Source organism: Bordetella genomosp. 8 (assembly GCF_002119685.1).
Lineage (GTDB): Bacteria > Pseudomonadota > Gammaproteobacteria > Burkholderiales > Burkholderiaceae_B > Bordetella_C.
In genome coordinates, this window is the sequence record NZ_CP021108.1 from 3432493 (window position 1) to 3452790 (window position 20298).

21 protein-coding genes are annotated in these 20298 nt (G+C 67.2%); 17 read left to right on the plus strand and 4 right to left on the minus strand.

The genetic code is table 11. The features are described from left to right. Positions 1 to 18: 18 nt before the first annotated feature. The 5 genes from rocF to CAL12_RS15575 all read left to right on the plus strand — a co-directional run bounded on the left by rocF (position 19) and on the right by CAL12_RS15575 (position 4320). Positions 19 to 936 carry an arginase gene (gene rocF, locus CAL12_RS15555; RefSeq protein ID WP_086065443.1) on the plus strand — a complete coding sequence of 306 codons (918 nt, stop codon included), beginning with the start codon at positions 19 to 21 and terminating at the stop codon, positions 934 to 936. 124 nt (positions 937 to 1060) lie between these two features. Continuing rightward, positions 1061 to 1465, plus strand: coding sequence for a DoxX family protein (locus CAL12_RS15560; protein ID WP_086065444.1), 405 nt, complete (start codon positions 1061 to 1063; stop codon positions 1463 to 1465). A gap of 254 nt (positions 1466 to 1719) precedes the next feature. Next, the gene (locus CAL12_RS28305; RefSeq protein WP_179283369.1) at positions 1720 to 1860 is read left to right on the plus strand and encodes a hypothetical protein; all 141 of its coding nucleotides are present in this window, start codon (positions 1720 to 1722) and stop codon (positions 1858 to 1860) included. Between the two features lie 28 nt (positions 1861 to 1888). Continuing rightward, positions 1889 to 3742, plus strand: coding sequence for a YXWGXW repeat-containing protein (locus tag CAL12_RS28310; protein WP_232464536.1), 1854 nt, complete (start codon positions 1889 to 1891; stop codon positions 3740 to 3742). 29 nt (positions 3743 to 3771) lie between these two features. Then, positions 3772 to 4320, plus strand: a complete 549-nt coding sequence (locus CAL12_RS15575; protein WP_086065445.1) for a peroxiredoxin — start codon at positions 3772 to 3774, stop codon at positions 4318 to 4320. Position 4321: 1 nt separating this feature from the next. On the opposite strand, the gene arsC is transcribed toward CAL12_RS15575, so the two are convergent. The 3 genes from arsC to CAL12_RS15590 all read right to left on the minus strand — a co-directional run bounded on the left by arsC (position 4322) and on the right by CAL12_RS15590 (position 6798). Beyond that, complete coding sequence (gene arsC, locus CAL12_RS15580) at positions 4322 to 4675, minus strand: arsenate reductase (glutaredoxin) (RefSeq protein WP_086065446.1); 354 nt, start codon at positions 4673 to 4675, stop codon at positions 4322 to 4324. 118 nt (positions 4676 to 4793) lie between these two features. Then, positions 4794 to 6242, minus strand: coding sequence for a CoA transferase (locus tag CAL12_RS15585; protein ID WP_086065448.1), 1449 nt, complete (start codon positions 6240 to 6242; stop codon positions 4794 to 4796). 235 nt (positions 6243 to 6477) lie between these two features. Then, positions 6478 to 6798, minus strand: coding sequence for a tetratricopeptide repeat protein (locus CAL12_RS15590; RefSeq protein WP_086065449.1), 321 nt, complete (start codon positions 6796 to 6798; stop codon positions 6478 to 6480). 102 nt (positions 6799 to 6900) lie between these two features. Here CAL12_RS15590 and CAL12_RS15595 point away from each other — a divergent pair, with 102 nt between their 5' ends. Continuing rightward, the gene (locus CAL12_RS15595) at positions 6901 to 7386 is read left to right on the plus strand and encodes a glutathione peroxidase (RefSeq protein WP_086065451.1); all 486 of its coding nucleotides are present in this window, start codon (positions 6901 to 6903) and stop codon (positions 7384 to 7386) included. Between the two features lie 50 nt (positions 7387 to 7436). Further along, positions 7437 to 9134 carry an amidase gene (locus tag CAL12_RS15600; RefSeq protein ID WP_086065453.1) on the plus strand — a complete coding sequence of 566 codons (1698 nt, stop codon included), beginning with the start codon at positions 7437 to 7439 and terminating at the stop codon, positions 9132 to 9134. A gap of 10 nt (positions 9135 to 9144) precedes the next feature. Here the strand turns inward: CAL12_RS15600 and CAL12_RS15605 are convergent, their stop codons facing one another. Beyond that, positions 9145 to 9612: an Lrp/AsnC family transcriptional regulator gene (locus CAL12_RS15605; RefSeq protein WP_086065455.1), complete on the minus strand. Its 468-nt coding sequence runs from the start codon at positions 9610 to 9612 to the stop codon at positions 9145 to 9147. A 185-nt stretch (positions 9613 to 9797) separates the two neighbouring features. Between CAL12_RS15605 and CAL12_RS15610 the strand changes: the two genes are divergently transcribed. From CAL12_RS15610 to CAL12_RS15650, 10 genes are all read left to right on the plus strand, one after another. Beyond that, positions 9798 to 10700, plus strand: a complete 903-nt coding sequence (locus tag CAL12_RS15610) for a DMT family transporter (protein WP_086065457.1) — start codon at positions 9798 to 9800, stop codon at positions 10698 to 10700. A gap of 73 nt (positions 10701 to 10773) precedes the next feature. Further along, the gene (locus CAL12_RS28315; RefSeq protein ID WP_179283371.1) at positions 10774 to 11049 is read left to right on the plus strand and encodes a biotin--protein ligase; all 276 of its coding nucleotides are present in this window, start codon (positions 10774 to 10776) and stop codon (positions 11047 to 11049) included. Next, on the plus strand, positions 11046 to 11822 hold the full coding sequence (locus CAL12_RS15615; protein WP_198298250.1) for a lipoate--protein ligase family protein: 777 nt from the start codon (positions 11046 to 11048) through the stop codon (positions 11820 to 11822). Before CAL12_RS28315 ends, CAL12_RS15615 begins: the two co-directional genes overlap by 4 nt. Positions 11823 to 11962: 140 nt before the next feature. Then, positions 11963 to 12727, plus strand: coding sequence for an RsiV family protein (locus tag CAL12_RS15620; protein ID WP_086067912.1), 765 nt, complete (start codon positions 11963 to 11965; stop codon positions 12725 to 12727). A 239-nt stretch (positions 12728 to 12966) separates the two neighbouring features. Continuing rightward, a complete protein-coding gene (locus CAL12_RS15625; RefSeq protein WP_157793011.1) occupies positions 12967 to 14394 on the plus strand; it encodes an aldehyde dehydrogenase family protein in 1428 nt (475 codons plus the stop codon). A 1-nt stretch (position 14395) separates the two neighbouring features. Next, the gene (locus CAL12_RS15630) at positions 14396 to 15334 is read left to right on the plus strand and encodes an alpha/beta hydrolase (protein WP_086065462.1); all 939 of its coding nucleotides are present in this window, start codon (positions 14396 to 14398) and stop codon (positions 15332 to 15334) included. Between the two features lie 43 nt (positions 15335 to 15377). Continuing rightward, on the plus strand, positions 15378 to 16373 hold the full coding sequence (locus CAL12_RS15635) for a 4,5-dihydroxyphthalate decarboxylase (protein WP_086067913.1): 996 nt from the start codon (positions 15378 to 15380) through the stop codon (positions 16371 to 16373). 31 nt (positions 16374 to 16404) lie between these two features. Continuing rightward, complete coding sequence (locus tag CAL12_RS15640) at positions 16405 to 17286, plus strand: FAD binding domain-containing protein (RefSeq protein ID WP_232464537.1); 882 nt, start codon at positions 16405 to 16407, stop codon at positions 17284 to 17286. Then, positions 17283 to 17828 (plus strand): (2Fe-2S)-binding protein, encoded by a 546-nt coding sequence (locus CAL12_RS15645; RefSeq protein WP_086065464.1) that lies wholly within the window; start codon positions 17283 to 17285, stop codon positions 17826 to 17828. The genes CAL12_RS15640 and CAL12_RS15645 overlap by 4 nt, the downstream gene beginning before the upstream one ends. Beyond that, positions 17825 to 20263, plus strand: a complete 2439-nt coding sequence (locus tag CAL12_RS15650; protein WP_232464538.1) for a xanthine dehydrogenase family protein molybdopterin-binding subunit — start codon at positions 17825 to 17827, stop codon at positions 20261 to 20263. Before CAL12_RS15645 ends, CAL12_RS15650 begins: the two co-directional genes overlap by 4 nt. Positions 20264 to 20298: the final 35 nt, after the last annotated feature.

Sequence of the window (20298 nt, forward strand, 5' to 3'; positions counted from 1 at the left end):
ACGTTTCAGGAGTAGACGATGAAGGAAACGATCGATCTCATCGGCGCGCCGACCGATGTCGGGGCGAGCATACGCGGCGCGTCGATGGGGCCGGAGGCCTTGCGTGTAGCCGGCCTGCAGCAGGCGTTGGCGCGGCACGCACTCGAGGTCAACGACACCGGCAACCTGGCGGGGCCGCCGAATCCGGCCAGCGCGGCACCGGCCGGCATCCGCAACCTGGACGAGGTCGTGCAATGGAATCGCGCGGTCTACCAGGCGGTGCTGACGTCGCGGCGCAACGGGCGCTTTCCGATCCTGCTGGGCGGCGATCATTGCCTGGCGATCGGCTCCATCAGCGCCATTGCGCAACATTGCCGCGACGCCGGCAAGCCGCTGATGGTGCTGTGGCTGGACGCACACGCCGACGCCAACACCCATATGATCAGCCCGACCGGCAATATCCACGGCATGCCGATCGCCTGCCTGTGCGGCGACGGCCCGGATGAACTGACCCGGCTGGCGGATATCCACCCGGCCGTGCCCGACCCCGCGGCCATCCGGCAGATCGGCATCCGCAGCGTCGACGCGGAAGAAAAGCGCCAGTTGCGGGCGCTCGGGATCAAGGTCTTCGACATGCGTTATATCGATGAAAACGGCATGCGCCAGACCATGGAGATGGCCCTGGCGGACCTCACCGAGGACACCCACCTGCACGTCAGCTTCGACGCCGACTTCCTCGATCCGGTGGTGGCCCCGGGGGTGGGCACGCCGGTGCTGGGCGGCCCGACCTACCGGGAAGCGCAACTGTGCATGGAGATGATCGCCGACACCGGCCGCCTGGGATCGCTGGACCTGATGGAGCTGAATCCGGCCAGGGACATGCGCAACCAGACCGCGGAAGTGGTGGTGGATCTGGTCGAGAGCCTTTTTGGAAAATCCACGCTGATCCGCCCATAGCACCCGCGATGCTGATCAGGACGGAAAGATTTGCCATAATTGCGGGGCTTGTACCGGCGCCCGGTGCAAACCCTTGCGGGCCTCGGTGATTGCTTCCCCCCACATCAACCTTGAGAACAAAACGATGACCCGACATGACGACGCAGCCAAGCTTATCCTACGACTGGTGCTGGGCGTTCTTATCCTGCTGCACGGCATATTCAAGATGACCCACGGCGTGGGCGGCATTGCCGGGATGGTGCAGGCGCATGGCCTGCCCTCTTTCATCGCCTACTTCGTTTACATCGGCGAGGTGGTCGCGCCCATCCTGATCATCGCCGGCATATTCACGCGCCTGGGCGCGCTGATCATCGCCATCAACATGCTGGTGGCTTTCTCGCTGGTCCACAGCGGGCAGCTGTTCCAACTCAATGGCCAGGGCGGCTGGCAGCTGGAATTGCAAGGCATGTACCTGTTCACGGCAATCGCCATCGCGATGATGGGCGCCGGACGCTTCAGCGTCGGCGGCGCGGGGGGCCGCTTCAACTGAAGGGGCGGCTTCGGCCCCTCCGGGGGTGGCATTTCGACGGCCTCGTGCGATCCGCGCGGGGCCGTCTTGCTTTTACTCCTGTCATCTGGCTCACGCCTGGAAGCACTTGCATGCCTGTAGGACACACGCTGTACGCAGCGTAGGAATTCGTAACCCCGCGCCCATTTCAAAACGGTTTCAAAGCCGTCCGTATCCAGACAGCATATCTACACTGATTCCGTGTACCGCATCGCGGTGCATTACAGGAGTCAGGCATGAAGAAGCTCTTTGCAGTCTTGGCGGTGACCAGTACCTTGAGTGGCTGCGTGGTGGTGCCGGCACGGCCGGCCTATTACCACCGGCCGGCGCCGGTGTATTACTACCCCGCGCCCTACCACTACTATTACGGTTATTGACGAGACGCATGAACGATGTGGGGGTGTCATGGATACGATCTATCCTCCGCGCATCCGGCGTCTGGCAATCGGGGCGCTCCTGGTTGCCGCCAGCATGTCAGGCCTGACGCCACTGCGCGCGCAAACGACTTATTCGTCATCCGTTCCGGCGGACGCGGGGCCTGACGGTTCCGTGCAGTATTCGACCGGCGCGCCGCCGGACCAGGCCGCCCAGGATCCCACGCAATATCCCGCGCAGTACGGCGGCGATGACCAGGGCTATGCCGCGGACGGCGCGGCGGCGGGCGGCGATCCGGCCGATGCCAATCTGGCGGTATTGGATAGCTCGAACGAGCCGCCTCCCCCCTTGCCGGCCTATGAGCAGCCGCCCTCGCCCGGCGACGGCTACATGTGGGTGCCGGGGTATTGGGCCCGCAACGCCTACGGCTTCTACTGGGTGCCTGGCGTCTGGATGCTCGCGCCTTTCGTCGGCGCGCTGTGGACGCCCGGGTATTGGGTGTATGCGGCGCCGGTATATCGCTGGCGCAGCGGCTACTGGGGCCCCCACGTGGGCTACTACGGCGGTATCGACTACGGCTATGGCTATACGGGTCGCGGCTACGTCGGAGGCTACTGGCGCGACCGCCACTTCTATTACAACCGGGAAGTCACGCGCATCGTGCCGGGGAAGTCGCGCTACGTGTACAGCCATCCCGTTTCCCTGCCGCCGCCGCAAGGCCCGCGGGTGAGCTACTACGGCGGCCCGAATGGCCTGCGCCGGGGGCCCGATGCGCGCGAGCTGGCGGCGCAGCATGAAAGACATGCTCCACCCCTGCGCGCGCAGACCGACCTGGACCGCCACGCCGGCCGCGACCGCCAGCAGTACATGTCCGTGAACCAGGGCCGGCCGCCGCAGGCCGCGTTCGCGCACCCTGCCGGCAGCGCGGACAACAAATGGCCGGGTGCCCAATGGCCGGGGAAGAACGGCCAGGCCCGGCAGATGGAAGGGCAACAACGCCAGTTGGACCAGCGCCTGCAGGGCCAGGAGCGCCAGGCCGCCATGCAGCGCCAGGAACTGCGCCAGCGCACCGGCGACGCGCAGCGCGTGGCCCAGACCAGTCCTTCCTACCCGACGTATCCGCAACAGCTCCAGCAGCAGCAGGAGACGCAGCGGCAACAACTGCGCATGCAGCAGCAATTGCAGCAACAGCAGTTGCAGGATAGAGGCGACCAGCAGCAACTGCAGCAACGCCAGTTGCAGCAGCCCGCGCAGCCTGGCGACAGCCTGTACCAGCAGCAGTTGCGCCAGCAACAGCAAAGGCAGCAGCAGCAATTGCAGCAACAGCAGGCGCAGCAGCGCCAGCAACAGCAACAGCAGCAATTCCAGCAGCGCCAGCAACAGCAGCTCGACCAGCGCCAGCAGTCGCAGCGCGATCAGTACCGCCAGCAGTTGCAGAACGACGCGCGCCAGCAGCAGCAGTTTCGCCAGCAGCAGTTGCAGCAGGACCAGCAGCAGCAGCAATTCCGCCAGCAGCAGTTGCAGCAGCAACAGCAACAGCAGCAGCAACTCCGCCAGCAACAACAGCAGCAGCAGAATCGCCAGCAACTGCAACGGACCAACCAGCGCGAGGGCGACGCACGGCAGCAGGCGGTGCGGCAGGAATACGACCGCAACCAGCGCGCGGTGACGCAGCAGCTGGCGGCGCAACAGCGGCAGATGCAGCAGCAGGAACGCCTGCGTCAGCGGGAACAACAGCAATCGCGCCAACAGTGGCAGAATCAAAGCCGCCAGGCGCAACGCGAGATTTCCCGGCACGACAACGCGCAGCAACGCGAGATCCAGGGCAGGCAGAGCGCGCATCGCGAGGCGCGCCAGCAGCAGATACGCGAGGCGCAGCGATAATACGCATCTTCCGCCACCCCGAGGTCGCCATGAGAAAACCCGCTGCCGCGCTGTCCCTGCTAGCCGCCCTTGCCGCCGCGCCCATGGCGTGGGGGGCCCTGCCCGTCGGGGCGACGGCGCCCGACTTTTCGACGTCGGCGGCGATGGGAGGACAGGTCTTCCAGTTCTCGATGGCGCAGGCCCTGCGCGAAGGGCCGGTGGTGCTCTACTTCTACCCCGCCGCCTTCACGGCGGGCTGCACCGTGGAAGCCCATGACTTCGCGGAAGCCACGGATCAATACCGCGAACTGGGCGCGCGCGTGGTCGGCGTCTCGGCTGACGGCATCGACGTGCTGCAGCGGTTTTCCGTCAGCGCCTGCCAGAGCAAGTTCGCGGTGGCGGCCGATGCCGACCAGCGCATCATGCAGACCTACGATGCGGTGCACGACCGCAACCCCGAGCGGGCGCAGCGCATTTCCTATGTGATCGTGCCGCCCGGCAAGGTCATCTATTCCTATACGGACAGCAATCCGGAGCACCACGTCGCCAACACCCTGGACGCGCTGCGGCAGTGGCGGCGTGGGAATGCGCAGCAGTGAATCAGGCCGGCAGTATCTCGCGCACGACTTCGGCCGGCCGGCAAAGGCGCGTGCCCATGGGCGTCACTACGAATGGCCTGTTGATCAGGATGGGGTGTTCCATCATCGCGTCGAGCAGGCGCTCGTCGCCGACGTCCGCCGCGTCCAGGCCCAGCTCCTGGTAAACCGGCTCCTTGGCGCGTACGGCGTCGCGCACGCCGATTCCCGCCTGCGCGATCATGGACTTCAAGGTATCGCGTGACGGTGGCGTTTTCAGGTATTCGACGATGGTGGGCGTGACGCCGGCCTCTAGCAGGATCTCCAGGACCGTACGTGACGTTCCGCAGCGCGGATTGTGATAGATGGTAGTGGACATGGCGGGACCTGTATGGATGACGCGCCTTGGGCGCCGGGCCGCAAGTCTACTGCGCGCCCGATGCCCTGCCAACGTGCGGCGCCGCAATCCGTCGATCCGCCCGCCTGCGCCCCGCCCGCTAGCTGAAGGGCCAGACGGTCGGATTGGTGCCCGGCGGCACCGACGGCCGGGCCCACTTCGCGGGCGTCGCCGAAAAGCGCGCCGCGTGGCGGACCGCCACCAGCCTGCCGAAGCCCGACGAGGTTTCTTCCAGATATGCATCCAGCTGCGGCATGGCGCAGGTGAAACCATTGGGTACGCGGGGCAGGCTCCTGAGCCAGCGCGCCGTCTGCGCCAGCGACACGCGCACGTGCCAGCTGCCACCTTCGGTCGCCTGCCGCGCCAGCGCGGCCTGCGCGCCGAAAGCCATCAGATAGCCACTGGCGTAGTCCAATATCTGCACCGGCATGGGCCGCGGCGCTTCCTGCCCCGCGGCTTGCGCCTCGGCGTGGTTGAAGCCGCTGGCCGTCTGGACCAGGGAATCGAAGCCGCGGCGCCGCGCCCAGGGCCCGACGTGGCCATAGGCGGACAGCGACACATACACGATGCCGGGACGCAGGCGGGCGACATCCTCGGGACCGAAGCCTTGCGACTCCAGCGCGCCGGGCCGGTAGCCTTGCACGAACACGTGTGCGCTGCGCAGCAGGTTGCCCAGCGTGATGCGGCCCGTCGCGGTTTCCAGGTCCGCCAGCACCGAAAGCTTGCCGCGGCTGGTTTCAGCGATGGCGTTGATGTTGGGCAGTTCGGGGGAGTTCATCAGCATGACATCGGCGCCGTAGGCGGCCAGCGTGCGTCCGCAAACCGGCCCGGCGATGATGCGAGTCAGGTCCAGCACCCGTATATCCTGCAATGGACGTGGATCGTTGCCGTAGCGCGGCAGCGGCCGTTCCGGCGCATCGCCTATGCGTTCGATCGAGACCAGCGGCAGCTGGGACACCGCGATGCCCTGGGGATGGCGATCCCATTCGTCGAAGGTGCGCAGGGCCGCGACCACCAGGCCGGCCTCGGCGGCGGCTTCTTCGAATTCCAGCGCGCTCCAGCGCGACAGCGCGCGTTCCACTGCGCGACGCTCGACCGTGGCGCCGGTCGGGCAGCCCAGCAGCGCCAACGCGCCATCGCGGTGATGCTCGAAATTGGCGTGGATGCGTACCCAGTTGCCGTCGCCGCAGCGGTAGACACCGGTGATCTTGTCCCAGGCGTTCTGCTGTACGCCATCCAGCGTGAAATAGCCGCGGGTTTCCTGCACGGCGTGACGCATGTCCACCGACACCCGCTGCCGGCGCCCGCCGCGCATGTGCCAGATTTCGCCAGCGGCCAGCGCCGCCGCCGCCATGCTGCACTGGGCCGCCATGCCGACGGAAAACGAAGATGGGAGCACAGGATCGGCGCCCGGCAAATCGACATAGCCCAGCGCTTCTTCGGGCATCTCGGCCGACTGCCATAAAGCAGTAAGCGCACCATGCGTCGACTTGCGACTGGTGGATGCCCCTTTGAAGAAGGGCGGACGTAGATCCATCAAGTATCCCATTGCGTCTGGCCGTACTTATCCCAGCGCATTACAAATCCGGGACAACCAGAGCGTCAACATGGTACGAGGCGGCGCGTGTTTCACGGTTTGACCGTGCGACGGCACGGCACGCGGCGGCCTCTGGGCATCGATGTTCCAGCGGCCACGCAGCGGTCACATCTGTTTTCGTTTTGCAGCTCAAACCTACGCGGGTGGCATGGGTGGTGTGACGTCCTTCCAACACTTCGACTTGCGCCTAGCGATCCAATCTGCGTAGGAACACCGTGACTTCCTTCACCACCTGCGCGTCGCCGTGCGCGCTGGCGACGGCGGATGCGCGTTCCCAAGCTTCGCGCGCGCCCTCGCTGTCCTGCTTGCCCAGGCGGGCCTTGCCCAGCCATTTCCAGGCGACGGAGTAGTCGGGGTCGTAGGCGACCGACGTCTCCAGGTGGAGGCAGGCCTTGTCGAAATCGCCGGCTTCGGCGTAAGCCTTGCCCAGGGTATATCGCAACAGCTTGTCATCCCGGCCCGAGGCCAGCATGGCTTCCAGACGGTCCGTCATCGATGGCGGGGTCATGGCGCCTCCTCCTTGTCTTTGCGTGCAACGATACTGCTTTCCGGGCAAGCTTTCGGGTGCCTCTACAATCGCCCTTCCCTGTGGATGATGCCGGAAGCCGCCATGGCCACTCTTGCCGATTTTTCCGCCGTCGACATCGACGGCGCGCAGCGCTCGCTGCGCGAGTACGCCGGACGTGTCGTGTTGATCGTCAACGTCGCGTCGCGCTGCGGTTTCACGCCGCAGTACGAGGGGCTGGAAGCCCTTTATCGCGAACATGTCGATGCGGGCTTCACGGTGCTGGGTTTTCCCTGCGACCAGTTCCGCCACCAGGAACCGGGCGACGAGGCGGAGATCAAGCGCTTCTGTGCGCTGCACTATGACGTGACCTTTCCGCTGTTCGCCAAGATCGACGTCAACGGCGAGCATGCGCACCCTTTGTACCGGTGGCTGAAGCGGGAACGGCCGGGCTTGCTCGGTACGCAGGGCATCAAGTGGAACTTCACCAAGTTCCTGGTGGGACGCGACGGCTTGCCGATACGGCGCTACGGGCCGGCGGACAAGCCGGCCGCGATCGCTCCCGCCATCGTGGCGGCCTGCTCGGCGTGAGCGGAGCTGCTTTGCCATCACCCCAGACATCACCCGATGACGATCGAAGCATGAACCGACCTGTTGAAGCCGGCGGCGATGGCCTGCCGGAAATGCAAGCGGCCGTGGCGGCCATGACAACCCGGCTGCACGGTCTCGTATCGCGCACGGATCCCGGCCAGGTGGCCGCGGAAGTGTTGCGGCTGAATGACGCCGTGCGCGAAGGCGTGCGGGATCGGCTGACGCCGGGATTGCATCCACAGGATTACCCCGGGGTGATGATGCGCATGCGCGATGCGATGGCGGCCGATCCCGTGGCCGGCGCGGCGCCGGGGTCGGGATCGGCATCCACGGCGGAATTCGTGTCCGCATCGGCGTCGGCATCTCCTGCGCATGCCCGGGGCCAGAGTCATGCATCGTTGGCTCACGTATCGTCGCTGATCCGGCGTGGCGAAATCAGCGCCGAGGCCTTGACGCGCCAGGCGCTGGCGCGGGCGGCCGAGGTGCAGCCCGTGCTCAATCCCTTCATCGCCATCTGGGCGGAGCGCGCGCTGGAGCAGGCGCGCGAACGCGACCGCGAGCTGGCGCAGGGCCGCTGGCGCGGCCCGCTGCACGGCATCCCCCTGGCGCACAAGGACTGCTACACCCGCGCGGGCCTGCCGATGACGGTGGGCTCGAAGGTCCTGCCCGATACGCCTGGCGAGGCCGACGCCGCGGTGCTGCAGCGGCTGGACGCCGCCGGCGCCGTCGACCTGGGCCCGTTGAACCTCAACGAGATGGTATCGGGCCCGACCGGCCAGAACCCGCACTGGGGCGACTGCTGCAATGCACACGATCCCGCGCGCATCGCGGGCGGCTCGTCGAGCGGATCGGCGGTTGCGGTCGCCGCCGGCGCCGTGTACGGATCGTTGGGGTCCGACACCGGCGGTTCGATCCGCACACCCGCGTCCATGAACGGCGTCTACGGACTCAAGACCACCTACGGCCTGGTGTCGCGGCGCGGCTGCTTTCCACGCGCCTGGTCGCTGGACTGCATCGGGCCGCTGGCGCGCAGCGCGCTGGATTGCGGATTGATCCTGCAGGCGGTGGCCGGTCATGACGCGGCCGACCCGACCAGCCTGGACGCGCCGGTGCCCGACTACGCGGCCGCGATCGCGGCCGGCGCATCGGGCACGCGAGTGGCGCTGCTGGACGGCCTGGAACCCTATGACGACGCCATCGCCGATGCCCTGGCAGCGTTCATGAAGGGCGCCGCGAGCATGTTCGACGCGGGCGGTCGCGCCCGCTTCGACGACTTGCCGGCCTGCTATGCGATGGGCGACGTGATCGCCAAGGTCGAGGGCGCGACCATCCATGCCGAATGGATGCGCCGCACGCCGGAACGTTATTCGCAAGCGGTCTATTCGCGCACCGAGGCCGGCTTGCACATTCCCGCCGTGCGCTACGCGGAGGCCTTGCTGGCGCGCGCGAAGCTCGTGCAAGCATGGTTGTCCGGGCCCATGGCGCAGGCTGACGTGCTGGTCTGCCCCACCATACCGATCCAGGTACCTACCCGCGCGGAAGCCGACATGGAAGGCAAGGGTCGCGTCTTCGGCGTGGTCGCGGCGATCACCCGCCTGACCCGCGCCTTCAACTATCTGGGATTGCCAGTGCTGAGCGTGCCGATCGGCACGGACGGCAACGGCATGCCGATCGGGGCGCAGCTGATAGGCCGCCCGCTGTCCGAGGCCAGGCTGCTGGCCGTCGCGCACGCGCTGTCCCAGGCGTAGCCGGCCGCCATCAGGCCAGCGGCGGCAGCCTGCGGCGCAGGGTGGCGTCCTTGATGATGGCGGTGTTGGTTTCCGCGTATTCCGTGACGCGGTCCAGGATCTGGTCCAGATGGGTGATGGACCGCAGCACCACCCGGGCGACAAAGCAATCCTCGCCCGTCACCTTGTCGCACTCGATGAACTCCGGAATCTCTTTCAGCAGGGCTTCCACATGCCGCAGTTGGCCCGGCATCGGCCGCACCCGCACGATGGCTTGCAGCGCGTAGCCCAGTGCTTCGGGATCGATATCCACCGTGTAGCCGCGTATGACCCCGGATTCCTCCAGGCGGCGCAGGCGGTCGGCCACGCTGGGAGAGGACATGCCGACCGCCCTGGCGAGCTCGGCGACCGGGGCCCGCGCGTTGGCGCAAAGCAAGGTGATCAGGCGCCTGTCGACCGCGTCCAGGCCGACATCTCGATTATTAAGGGAAACTGCCATTTTTGCCTCCGTAATGCAGCCCTGGCGCTCAAAATTCCGCAATCAAACCATGTAAATCGTCTGATCCGGCTGGGATAATTTGTCCTGGAACTTACTTCGAAGCGGCCTGCCGCGCAAGCCCGCGCGACGGCGCCGACCACCAGGGCATAGCGAATCGCAGACGCGATACACCGAGGATCGCCATCATGGCTACACCAAACGAACGCATGGGCGTCGTGCAAATGAGCACGGCGATGACCATGTCCGGCACGCTGGGCTACTTCGTGCTGGCCTCCGGGCAGGCGCCCTTCAATGTCGTGTTTTTCCGCTGCGTATTCGGCGCCCTGGCGCTGCTGGTCTACTGCCAGGCGGCCGGCCTGCTGTCGCGGCGCTATTTCAACCGCGCGAGCCTGCTGATGGCGGTGGCGGCGGCCGCCGCCCTGGTGATGAACTGGGTGCTGCTGTTTTCCGCCTACCGGCTGGCGTCCATCTCGCTGTCGACCGCCGTCTACAACTTCCAGCCCTTCTTTCTGATGGGACTGGGCGCCGCCTTTCTGGGCGAACGCCCTGGCCTGGGCAAGGTGGCCTGGTCGGTGGTGGCGTTCGGCGGCCTGTTGCTGCTGCTGGACCTGGGCAGCGAACAGGCAACGCCGCGCCAGGGCCACTTGCTGGGCCTGGCATTGGGCCTGGGCGCCGGCGCCCTGTACGCCGTTACGGCGATCATCATCAAGCGTCTGGCGCATATTCCGCCGCATCTGCTGGCCCTGGTGCAGGCGGTCGTGGGCATCGTGATGCTGGCGCCGCTGGCCGATTTTTCCGCCTTGCCCACCCTGCCCGCACAGTGGGCCTGCCTGGTGGTGCTGGGCGTGGTGCATACCTGCCTGATGTACATCCTGCTCTATTCGGCGATCCAGAAGCTCGCCACGTCGATGCTGGCCGCCCTGTCGTTCATCTATCCCGCCGTGGCCATCCTGGTCGACTATGCCTTCTTCGGACAGCGCCTGGATCTGGCCCAGGCGCTGGGCATTTCGCTGATCCTGCTGGCGGTAGCGGGCGTGACGCTGAACTGGCGGCCATGGCCGCGCCGCGCGGGGGCATGCAAAGCGTAAAGGCCGGGCATGGCTTAACATCGACGCACGCGTCGCCGCCACGGCGGACGGCGCTCGTTGAGAGGAATCTCCCATGCATGGCGAATACAAGGTGCCCGGCGGCAAGCTCGTCGTGGCCGATGTGCAAGTCGACGGCGATGCGCTGTCTCAGGTCAGCATCAGCGGCGACTTTTTCCTGGAGCCGCCCGAGGCGCTGGCGGAGATCGACCGGGCCCTGACCGGGCTGTCCGCCGGTGCCAGCGAAGCTGAAATCGCGCTGGCGGTGGCGCTGGCCCTGCCGCGCGGCACGGAAATGTTCGGGTTCACGCCCGAAGCCGTGGCGGTGGCGGTACGGAGGGCGCTGGCATGACACGCACGGACTGGCGCGACCACGATTGGCGGCTGATCCGGGAAGGCCCGCGCACGCCCCTGCAGCACATGGCGCTGGATGCGGTGCTGTGCGACGAGGTGGCCGCCGGACGCCGTCCCCCTACCCTGCGGTTCTGGGAATGGGCCGCGCGCGCCGTGGTGATCGGCCGCTTCCAGTCGCTGAAGAACGAAGTGGATCCGGAAGGCGCGCGCCGCCATGACGTGCAGGTCGTGCGCCGCGTGAGCGGCGGCGGCGCGATGTTCGTCGAACCGGGCAACACCATCACGTATTCGATCTACGCGCCGCTCTCGCTGGTCCAGGGCATGAGCTTTCAGGAGTCCTATGCCTTCCTGGACCAATGGACGCTGGAAGCGCTGCAGTCGCTGGGCATCAAGGCCTGGTACCAGCCCTTGAACGACATCACGTCCGATGGCGGCAAGATCGGCGGCGCGGCCCAGGCGCGGCGCGGGCAGGCGGTGCTGCATCACGTCACCATGGCGTATGACATCGACGCCGACAAGATGGTGCAGGTCCTGCGCATCGGGCGTGAGAAGCTGTCCGACAAAGGCACGACCAGCGCGAAAAAGCGCGTTGATCCCCTGTTGACGCAGACCGGCATGCCCAGGGAACAGATCATCGACCGCATGATCCAAGTCTTCCAGGAACGGCACGGCCTGCGCCCCGGCGCGATCACCGATGCCGAACTCGCCGAAGCCGACCGCCAGGCGCGCGAGCGTTTCGCCAGCGAGGACTGGCTGACGCAGGTGCCATGAGACGTCCCGCCGCGAACAGATCCACCGGAGCCATGATGCCCTTTCCGAGTCCCGCCATCCCCATCCATCGAAACGCAACGCCGGCAAGGCGGGGCCGGCCCTGGACCGCCCGCGTGGCGCGCGGCGCCGCGGGTGGCATCATGGCGTGCGCGCTGGCGCTGCTGGCGGCCTGCGGCAGTTCGCCCCCCGCGGACATCAGCCTGGCGTCGGCGAACGCCCCGGCCGCCGATGCCGGCGACGTGAAGGTCGAGAGCGTGAAGTGGACCAGAACCAAGCCGGGCTGCAGCGGCGGTTGCCCTCGCATCGAGGTCGATTCCGTCGCCTTTCCCGGCATCCCCAAGCTGACCGCCCTGGTGGACCACGTGCTGGCCTACATGACCGGCCTGGACCGCTACCGCCGCGGCCAGTACGAAACGCTGAACGAATACGCGCAGTATTTCTTCCAGACGGCCCAGCCGCGTGACGAGACCTGGTTCAAGGCCAGCGTCAAGGACACGGTCGGCGACATCATTGCCATCGAGCTGCATACCGGCCAATACGTGACCGGTGCAGCCCATCCCATACCGGCCACCCAATACATGAACTGGGAGCGCAGCAAGGGACGGGTGCTCGCCCTGGGCGAAGCCATCCTGCCGGGCCGCGGTCCGCAATATGTCGAGGCACTGAAAGCCGCGCACGCCCGCTGGCTGAAGACCAACGACGACTACAAGCGCGATCCCGCCGCCTACGACAAGATGTGGCCTTACGAACCCACGGACAACTTCGCGCTGACGCGGGACGGGATGGTGGTGAAGTACGACGCCTATTCGATCGCGCCCTACTCCTACGGCGAACCGGAACTGTCGATTCCCTACAAGGACCTGGTCGGCATCCTGCGGCCGGAGTTCATCCCCACACGCAACTGAACGCGGGCGGCACCTGCCGCCCTGCGGTCTAGTTGACCAATTGGTTACCTTGAAGGTTATTCGCGCGACCGCCTCGCACACCGCAATCGCGCGCGGCGTCCTGTCCACAACACTTGGGGTCCGGCAGACCCTAGGGTAATCCCTTTCCCACCTTGACATCGTTGACCAACTAGTTAAACATTCGAGCCCATAGACAGGCGCCCGCGAGCGGCGTCCAGACCACATGGCAAGGGGTTCGGGTGGCCAAGATCCAGAGTTATATCCACGGCGCGAGCGTGGACCATGCGGGCGATGTGCTGCCCTTCGTTTCTCCCATCGATACATCGTCCGTGGGCGACCTGATCGATGCCCCGGCCGACGTCGTCGCGCAGGCCGTGAGCGACGCGGCCCAGGCCTTCCAGGCCGCACGCAAGCTGCCCGTCGCCGACCGCATGAGCTGGCTGTCCAAGGCCGCGGAAGCCATCGAAGCCCATGCCGCCGAGCTCGTCACGCTGATCATCCGCGACATCGGCAAGCCGCGCCGGGCCGCGACCTTCGAGGTCGGCCGGGCCGCCCAGTTCATTCGCGCCACCGTGGCGCAGGCCCAGACCTTCGGCGGCGAATCCCTGCCGCTCGATGTCACGCAGGCCGGCGCCGGCCGCATCGGCCTGACGCGGCGGGTGCCTTATGGCGTGGTCGCCGCCATCACGCCCTTCAACGCGCCCATCAACCTGCTCATACAGAAAGTGGCTCCTGCCCTGGCCGTGGGCAACGCGGTCGTGGTCAAGCCGCATCCGGCCGGTACGCGCGTCGCGCTCAAGGTGGCCGAACTGTTCATCCAGGCGGGCCTGCCCCCGGGACTGTTCAACGTGGTGACCGGCGACCGCGGGCCTGCCCTGGCCCTGGCGGGCGCGCAGGAAGTGTCGGTGGTCACCTTCACGGGCGGTACGCGCGCTGGCGAAGCCCTGATCCGCGCCGCCGGGGCGCGCAAGTTCGTCGCCGAATTGGGTTCGAACGCCGCCAACGTCGTGCTGGATGACGCCGACCTGGCGGACGCCGCCACCCGCATAGCAGCCGCCGGCTTCGAAGCCAGCGGCCAGCAGTGCGTGTCCGCCCAGCGCGTCATCGTCGCGGCCAGCGTGTACGAGGAATTCCTGGCGCATTTCGTCAAGGCCGCCGCCGCGCTGCGCGCGGGCGATCCGGACGATGCCAAGGCCGACCTGGGCCCCATGGTGTCCCTGGCCCAGGCCGATCGCGTCATGGCCATGGCGCGCGATGCCGTCGCCCATGGCGGCCGTTATGCGCTGGAACCGCGCCAGGATGGCTGCATGGTCACCCCGGGCATCCTGGTCGACGTCCCGCGTCGCGCCAGCCTGTGGTGCGACGAGGTATTCGGCCCGCTGGTCGTCGTCGAACGCGCCGCCGATGTCGAGGAAGCCCTGCGGCTGGCCAACGATTCCCCCTTCGGCCTGCAGGGTGCGGTGTTCACCCGCGACATCGCGCGGGCGTTGCGCTTCGCCGACGATTTCGACGTCGGATCGATGTGGGTCAACGAAGCCAGCCGCTTCCGGCTGGACACCTACCCCTTTGGCGGCGTCAAGCAATCGGGCTTCGGCCGCGAAGGCGTGCGCTATGCGATGGAAGAGCTCTCGCAGATGAAGTTCATCGGCATCCGGCCGGTGGCCTGACATGGAACAGGCCCCGCCCATCCCCGACTCCCTGCGCCAGTTGCTGGCCGACATCGGCCCGCGCTGGGGCCAGGACGTCGCCGCCAATGTGCGCCGCATGGTCGACGCCTACAGCCCCATCCTGGCGGCGGCGCCCAAGCACGGGGTGGAGGTCGTGCGCAATCTGGCCTACGGCCAGGACGAACGCCAGGTGCTGGACATCTACACCCCCGGACACGCGGGATCGCGCCCTGTGGTGCTGTTCGTGCACGGCGGCGCATTCGTCGATGGCCATCGCGACCGCAGCCCGGAAGTCTATGCCAACGTGCTGTACTACTTCGCGCGCCAGGGCTGCGTCGGCGTCAATATGGAATATCGCCTGGCGCCCGCGCATACCTATCCCAGCGGGACGCAGGACGTCGCCGGGGCGGTTGCCTGGGTGCGGGAGAACATCGGCCAATACGGTGGCGACCCCGGACGCATCTACCTGATGGGACATTCCGCCGGCGCGGCGCACGCGGCGTCGTATGCCTACGACGGCCGCCACCAGCCCGCGGACGGCCATGGCCTGGCCGGCCTGATCGTCGTCAGCGGCCGCGTGCGCGCGGAAAACATCGCCGAGAATCCCAATGCCCGCAAGGTCGAAGCCTATTACGGCACCGACGCCGCGCGCTACGACGACGTATCGGCCGTGACCCATGCCGGCGCGCACAGCCCGCCCACCATGGTGGCCTACGCGGAATACGAGAATCCCCTGATCGACCTGTACTGCCTGGAACTGGCGAACCGGCTGGCCGCCGCCAAGCGGCGGTCGCCGCGCATGGCCTACGCGCGCGGCCACAACCATACGTCCATCATCGCGCACTTCAATGCCGGCGAGGACTGGCTGGGCAGGGAAATCATGGCCTTCATTCAAGACACCCAAGATACCCAAGACCGCGCGCGCCAGACGCTACGCTAGCCGGCGCCCGCCCCCCTTACACCTGTTCGGAATCTGGAGATCCATCGTGGCCAAATTGCAGTTGAGTCTGGGCGTGTGCGACTACGATCGCACGCGGGCGGTGCTGGACGGTCGCGCGCCTGTCGAAGGCTGCGACATCATCGGCGTGCCGGTCGAGCCGGAAGAAGCCTTCCACCGCGCCTTCCGCTTCCAGGAGTTCGACATCACCGAGATGTCCCTGAGCAGCCACACCATGATGACCTCGCGCGGGCAGAACGAGTACGTGGCGATCCCCGCCTTCGTCTCGCGGCTGTTCCGCCATTCCGGGGTATATGTCCGCACCGACCGCGGCATCCGCAGCGGCGCCGACCTGGCCGGCAAGAAAATCGGCCTGCCCGAATACCAGATCACCGCCAACGTATGGATACGCGGCATCCTGCAGGACGACTTCGGCTTGAAGCCCGCCTCGGTCCACTGGCGCCGCGGCGGCCTGGAAGATGCGGGCCGCGGCGAGCGCGCGCCCATCAAGCTGCCCGACGACATCGACCTGCAGCAGATTCCGGACGACAAGACGCTGTCGGGCATGCTGGAAGCCGGCGAGCTGGACGGCCTGATCAGCGCGCGGGCGCCTTCCTGTTTCCTGAAAGGGGCGCCCAATATCGACCGGCTGTTCCCCAACTACCGCGAGACCGAGGCCGACTACTTCCGGCGCACCGGCATCTTCCCGACCATGCATGTGATCGGCGTGCGCCGGTCGCTGGTCGAGCAGCATCCCTGGCTGCCGGTCAGCATCTTCAAGGCCTTCATCAAGGCCAAGGAATTCGCGATGTACGAACTCGGCCAGATCGGCCACCTGTTCAACAGCCTGCCCTGGGGCGTGGCCGAATTCGACGATGCGCGCAAGCTGATGGGCGAAGACTACTGGAGCTACGGCTTCGAGGCCAACAAGCACGTGCTGGCAACCTTCACGCGCTATCACCACGAACAGGGACTATCGGCGCGCAAGGTGGCGCCCGAGGAACTGTTCGCCGAATCGTCGCTGGACCTGACCAAGATTTAACGTCCTTCCATATGCCTAGCCAGGGATCGAAGTGAAGCCCGCGCCTTTCAACCTGCACCTGCCCGGCACGGTGCAGGACACGCTGAGACTGCTAGCCGGTTCATCCAACGCCCGCGTGATCGCCGGCGGCCAGTCGTTGATGCCCATGCTGAACCTGCGCCTGGCGATGCCGGACGACGTCATCGATCTGAACGGCGTCGAAGGGCTCAGCTATATCCGCCAGGAAGGCGAGGACATCGCCATCGGTGCCATGACGCGACAGCGCGACCTGGAGTTTTCGGCGCTGGTGCGCGAACGCCTGCCGGTGCTGCATGCCGCCATCCTGAACGTCGGCCACCGGCAGACGCGCAATCGCGGCACCATCGGCGGCAGCCTGTGCCATATGGACCCATCGGCCGAGCTGCCCACGATGTGCGTCCTGCTGGACGCGCACATGGTCATCCAGAGCCAGCGCGGACGCCGCGAGGTACCGGCGCGCGAATTCGGGCTGGGACTGATGACGACCAGCCTGGCGGCCGACGAGCTCCTGACCGAAATCCGCCTGCGGCCCTGGCGGCAGGGACATGGCTGGCATTTCGTCGAGTACGCGCGACGCCATGGCGATTTCGCCGTGGCGTCGGCCAGCGCCCTGGTCGAACGGGACGGCAGTGGCAGGCTGACCCGCGCGGCCCTGGCCCTGGGCGGCGTATGTCCGGCGCCGGTGCGCCTGCCGGAGGCGGAACGCCTGCTGCTGGAAGGCAATGGCGATCGCGACGCGCTGCGCGCCGCGGCGGACCAGGCGCGGCTGTGCGATGCGTTGGAAGATCCCGCCTACCCGGCCTGGTATCGCCAGCGGCTGGCGTCGCGCCTGCTGCACGAGGCGATGGAACACGCCCTGGCGCGCGCCGCCGGCACGCACGGAAGCACGACATGAACGAAGCGAACCACGAAGCGAACCACCAGACGAACGAGGCAGCGAACCACGACCCCAGGAATGCGCTGCACCCCATCGTGCTGCGCGTCAACGGCGAAAAGCGTCCGGCCATCGTCGAATCGCGTACCACGCTGGCCGACTGCCTGCGCAACGAACTGGGCCTGACCGGCACGCACCTGGGCTGCGAGCATGGCGTATGCGGCGCCTGTACGGTGCTGGTGGACGGCCACAGCGCCCGCAGCTGCCTGATGCTGGCCCGGCAGGCCGAACGCTATGAATTGCGGACCGTCGAAGCGCTCGAAGAGCAAGGCCGGCTCAATATTTTGCAGCAGGCGTTCCACGACCTGCATGGCCTGCAATGCGGCTTCTGCACGCCGGGCATCCTGATGACGCTGACCGAGCTGCTGCGCGAGCAGCCGGACGCCGACGAAGCGGCGATCCGCGACGCGCTGTCCGGGCATCTGTGCCGCTGCACGGGCTACCAGAACATCGTGGCCGCGGCCATGGAAGCGCTGCGCCGCCAGCGGAGTGAGGCAGCATGAACCCGATGTACCGCTTCGATGAGCATGCCGGCGGCGCGGGCGCCGCGCGCGCCGCCAAGGACGCGCCCGCGACCGACATGCCCGGCGATGCCGCGCGTACGCGAACCGGCGGCAGGATAGGCGACCGCGTGGAACGCGTCGAGGATGGCCCCCTGCTGCGCGGCAAGGGCAAGTACGTGGGCGACGTCGACATTCCCGGGGGGCTGTATGCGGCCTTCGTGCGCAGCCCGCATGCGCACGCCAGGATACGCGGCATCGACACGGCCGCGGCGCTGCGGCGCGAAGGCGTGGTGGCGGTCATCACGGCGGCCGAGATGGCGCGCTACCTGACCAACCTGCGCATGCCCCTGGGCTTTCCCACGACGGCGCTGCCGGCCGGCATCACGCCTTACGTCCTGACGCCCGACGAGGTCTGCTTCGTCGGCGAAGCCTTGGCGCTGGTCATCGCCACCAGCCGCTATGCCGCCGAGGACGGCGCCGGCGACGTGCAGGTGGATTATGAGACGCTGCCCGCGGTCGGTGATTGCCGGCAGGCCCTGGACCCGGCGGCGCCGCGCGTGCGCACCGAGTTCCCCGACAATGCGCTGACGCGTTTCACCGTCGCCTACGGCGACTGCGACAAGGCCTTCGCGCAAGCCGCGCACGTGTTCCAGGATTCCCTGCACCAGCACCGCGGCGGCGCCCATCCGATGGAGGGGCGCGGCGTGGTGGCGGAATACGACGAGCTGCGCGACACGCTCACGGTGTGGTCTTCCACCCAGATGGCGCATGAACTGCAATTCACCCTGGCCGAGCTGCTCGGCGTGGCCGAGACGCGTATCCGCGTGATCGCGCCCGACGTGGGCGGCGGCTTCGGCGCCAAGTTCCTGATCTATCCCGAGGAAATCGCCATCGCGGCGGCGGCGTTCCATCTGCGCCAGCCGGTGAAATGGATAGAAGACCGCGCCGAACACTTCCTGTGCTCGATCCAGGAGCGCGACCAGTACTGGGACGTGGAAGTGGCCGTGGACGCCGATGCCCGCGTACTGGGGATCCGCGGCCGCATGGTGCACGACCAGGGCGCCTACACGCCCCAGGGCATCAACTGCCCCTACAACGCGGTGACGGGCGTGACCGGGCCTTATGTGGTGCCCAACTTCCACGTCGACGCCGTCGTGGCGCAGACCAACAAGGTGTACACCATCCCGGTGCGGGGCGCGGGCTATCCGGAGGGCGCTTTCGTCATGGAGCGCCTGCTGGACCGCATCGCGCAGGGCATGGGACTGGACCGCGCGGAAGTCCGGCGGCGCAATCTGGTCACGGTCGACAAGCTGCCCTACGTGAAGCCGCTCAAACAGCGTTCGGGCAAGCCCATCACGCTGGATACCGGCGACTATCTGCAAAGCCAGGACACCGTGCTGCGCGCCATCGACTATGCCGGCTTCGCGCGCCGCAAGGCCGAGGCCCGCGCCCAGGGCCGCCATATCGGCATCGGGCTGGCCAATGCCGTCAAGGGCACCGGGCGCGGACCTTTCGAGTCGGCGTCCGTGCGCATATCGGCGACCGGCCACATCAGCGCCGCGACCGGCGCCATGGCGATGGGCCAGGGCCTGCGTACCGCCATGGCCCAGATCGTCGCCGACGTCCTGCATGTGCCCGTCGGCGACGTGAACGTGCTGACCGGCGATACGTCGGCGATTTCCATGGGCATCGGCGGCTTCGCCAGCCGCCAGACCGTGACGGGCGGCTCGTCGATGCTGCTGGCCGCGCGCCAGGTCGAGAAAAAGGCGCGCAAGGTCGCCGCCCACGTATTGAAGGCCGACGAACAGGACCTGGAGCTGTTGGACGGCAAGGTGCGGCTGCGCGGCCAGCCCGAGAAATTCGTCACGCTGGCGCAGATCGCGCGCACGCTGCGCGGCATACCCGGCTACGACCTGCCGCCCGATACCGGCGCGGGGCTGGAAGCGACGGTGTGCTGGGAGCCCGACGCCATGACCTACGCCAACGCCTGCCATGCCTGCGAAGTCGAGGTCGACCCCGATACCGGCAACGTGGCCATCCTGCGTTACGTCGCGCTGCAGGACTGCGGGCGGCTGATCAATCCCTTGATCGTCGAAGGCCAGATACACGGCGGCATCGTACATGGCATCGGGAATGCCTTGTTCGAATACATGCGCTATGACGACAACGCCCAGCCGCTGACGACGACCTTCGCCGATTACCTGCTGCCGACGTCCACCGAGATTCCGCGCCTGGAACTGATCTTCACGCAAAGCCCGACGGACGCGAATCCGCTGGGTGTGAAGGGCGTGGGCGAAGTGGGCACCATCCCGGTCACGTCCGCCATCGCATCGGCCATCGACGACGCGCTGTCGGATTTCGGCATCCACGTGACGGCGATACCGGTCGATCCCGTACGGCTGGTGCAGCAGATGGACGAGGCGAGCGCCGCCTGAGGGCGGCCGGCAGGCTGGCGCGCCGCGCCGGGATC

Excerpts from the sequence above, each read along its gene's own strand:
- rocF (WP_086065443.1), top strand. The coding sequence starts at position 19 with ATGAAGGAAACGATCGATCTCATCGGCGCGCCGACCGATGTCGGGGCG.
- CAL12_RS15560 (WP_086065444.1), top strand. The coding sequence starts at position 1,061 with ATGACCCGACATGACGACGCAGCCAAGCTTATCCTACGACTGGTGCTG.
- CAL12_RS28305 (WP_179283369.1), top strand. The coding sequence starts at position 1,720 with ATGAAGAAGCTCTTTGCAGTCTTGGCGGTGACCAGTACCTTGAGTGGC.
- CAL12_RS28310 (WP_232464536.1), top strand. The coding sequence starts at position 1,889 with ATGGATACGATCTATCCTCCGCGCATCCGGCGTCTGGCAATCGGGGCG.
- CAL12_RS15575 (WP_086065445.1), top strand. The coding sequence starts at position 3,772 with ATGAGAAAACCCGCTGCCGCGCTGTCCCTGCTAGCCGCCCTTGCCGCC.
- arsC (WP_086065446.1), bottom strand. The coding sequence starts at position 4,675 with ATGTCCACTACCATCTATCACAATCCGCGCTGCGGAACGTCACGTACG.
- CAL12_RS15585 (WP_086065448.1), bottom strand. The coding sequence starts at position 6,242 with ATGGGATACTTGATGGATCTACGTCCGCCCTTCTTCAAAGGGGCATCC.
- CAL12_RS15590 (WP_086065449.1), bottom strand. The coding sequence starts at position 6,798 with ATGACCCCGCCATCGATGACGGACCGTCTGGAAGCCATGCTGGCCTCG.
- CAL12_RS15595 (WP_086065451.1), top strand. The coding sequence starts at position 6,901 with ATGGCCACTCTTGCCGATTTTTCCGCCGTCGACATCGACGGCGCGCAG.
- CAL12_RS15600 (WP_086065453.1), top strand. The coding sequence starts at position 7,437 with ATGAACCGACCTGTTGAAGCCGGCGGCGATGGCCTGCCGGAAATGCAA.
- CAL12_RS15605 (WP_086065455.1), bottom strand. The coding sequence starts at position 9,612 with ATGGCAGTTTCCCTTAATAATCGAGATGTCGGCCTGGACGCGGTCGAC.
- CAL12_RS15610 (WP_086065457.1), top strand. The coding sequence starts at position 9,798 with ATGGCTACACCAAACGAACGCATGGGCGTCGTGCAAATGAGCACGGCG.
- CAL12_RS28315 (WP_179283371.1), top strand. The coding sequence starts at position 10,774 with ATGCATGGCGAATACAAGGTGCCCGGCGGCAAGCTCGTCGTGGCCGAT.
- CAL12_RS15615 (WP_198298250.1), top strand. The coding sequence starts at position 11,046 with ATGACACGCACGGACTGGCGCGACCACGATTGGCGGCTGATCCGGGAA.
- CAL12_RS15620 (WP_086067912.1), top strand. The coding sequence starts at position 11,963 with ATGGCGTGCGCGCTGGCGCTGCTGGCGGCCTGCGGCAGTTCGCCCCCC.
- CAL12_RS15630 (WP_086065462.1), top strand. The coding sequence starts at position 14,396 with ATGGAACAGGCCCCGCCCATCCCCGACTCCCTGCGCCAGTTGCTGGCC.
- CAL12_RS15645 (WP_086065464.1), top strand. The coding sequence starts at position 17,283 with ATGAACGAAGCGAACCACGAAGCGAACCACCAGACGAACGAGGCAGCG.
- CAL12_RS15650 (WP_232464538.1), top strand. The coding sequence starts at position 17,825 with ATGAACCCGATGTACCGCTTCGATGAGCATGCCGGCGGCGCGGGCGCC.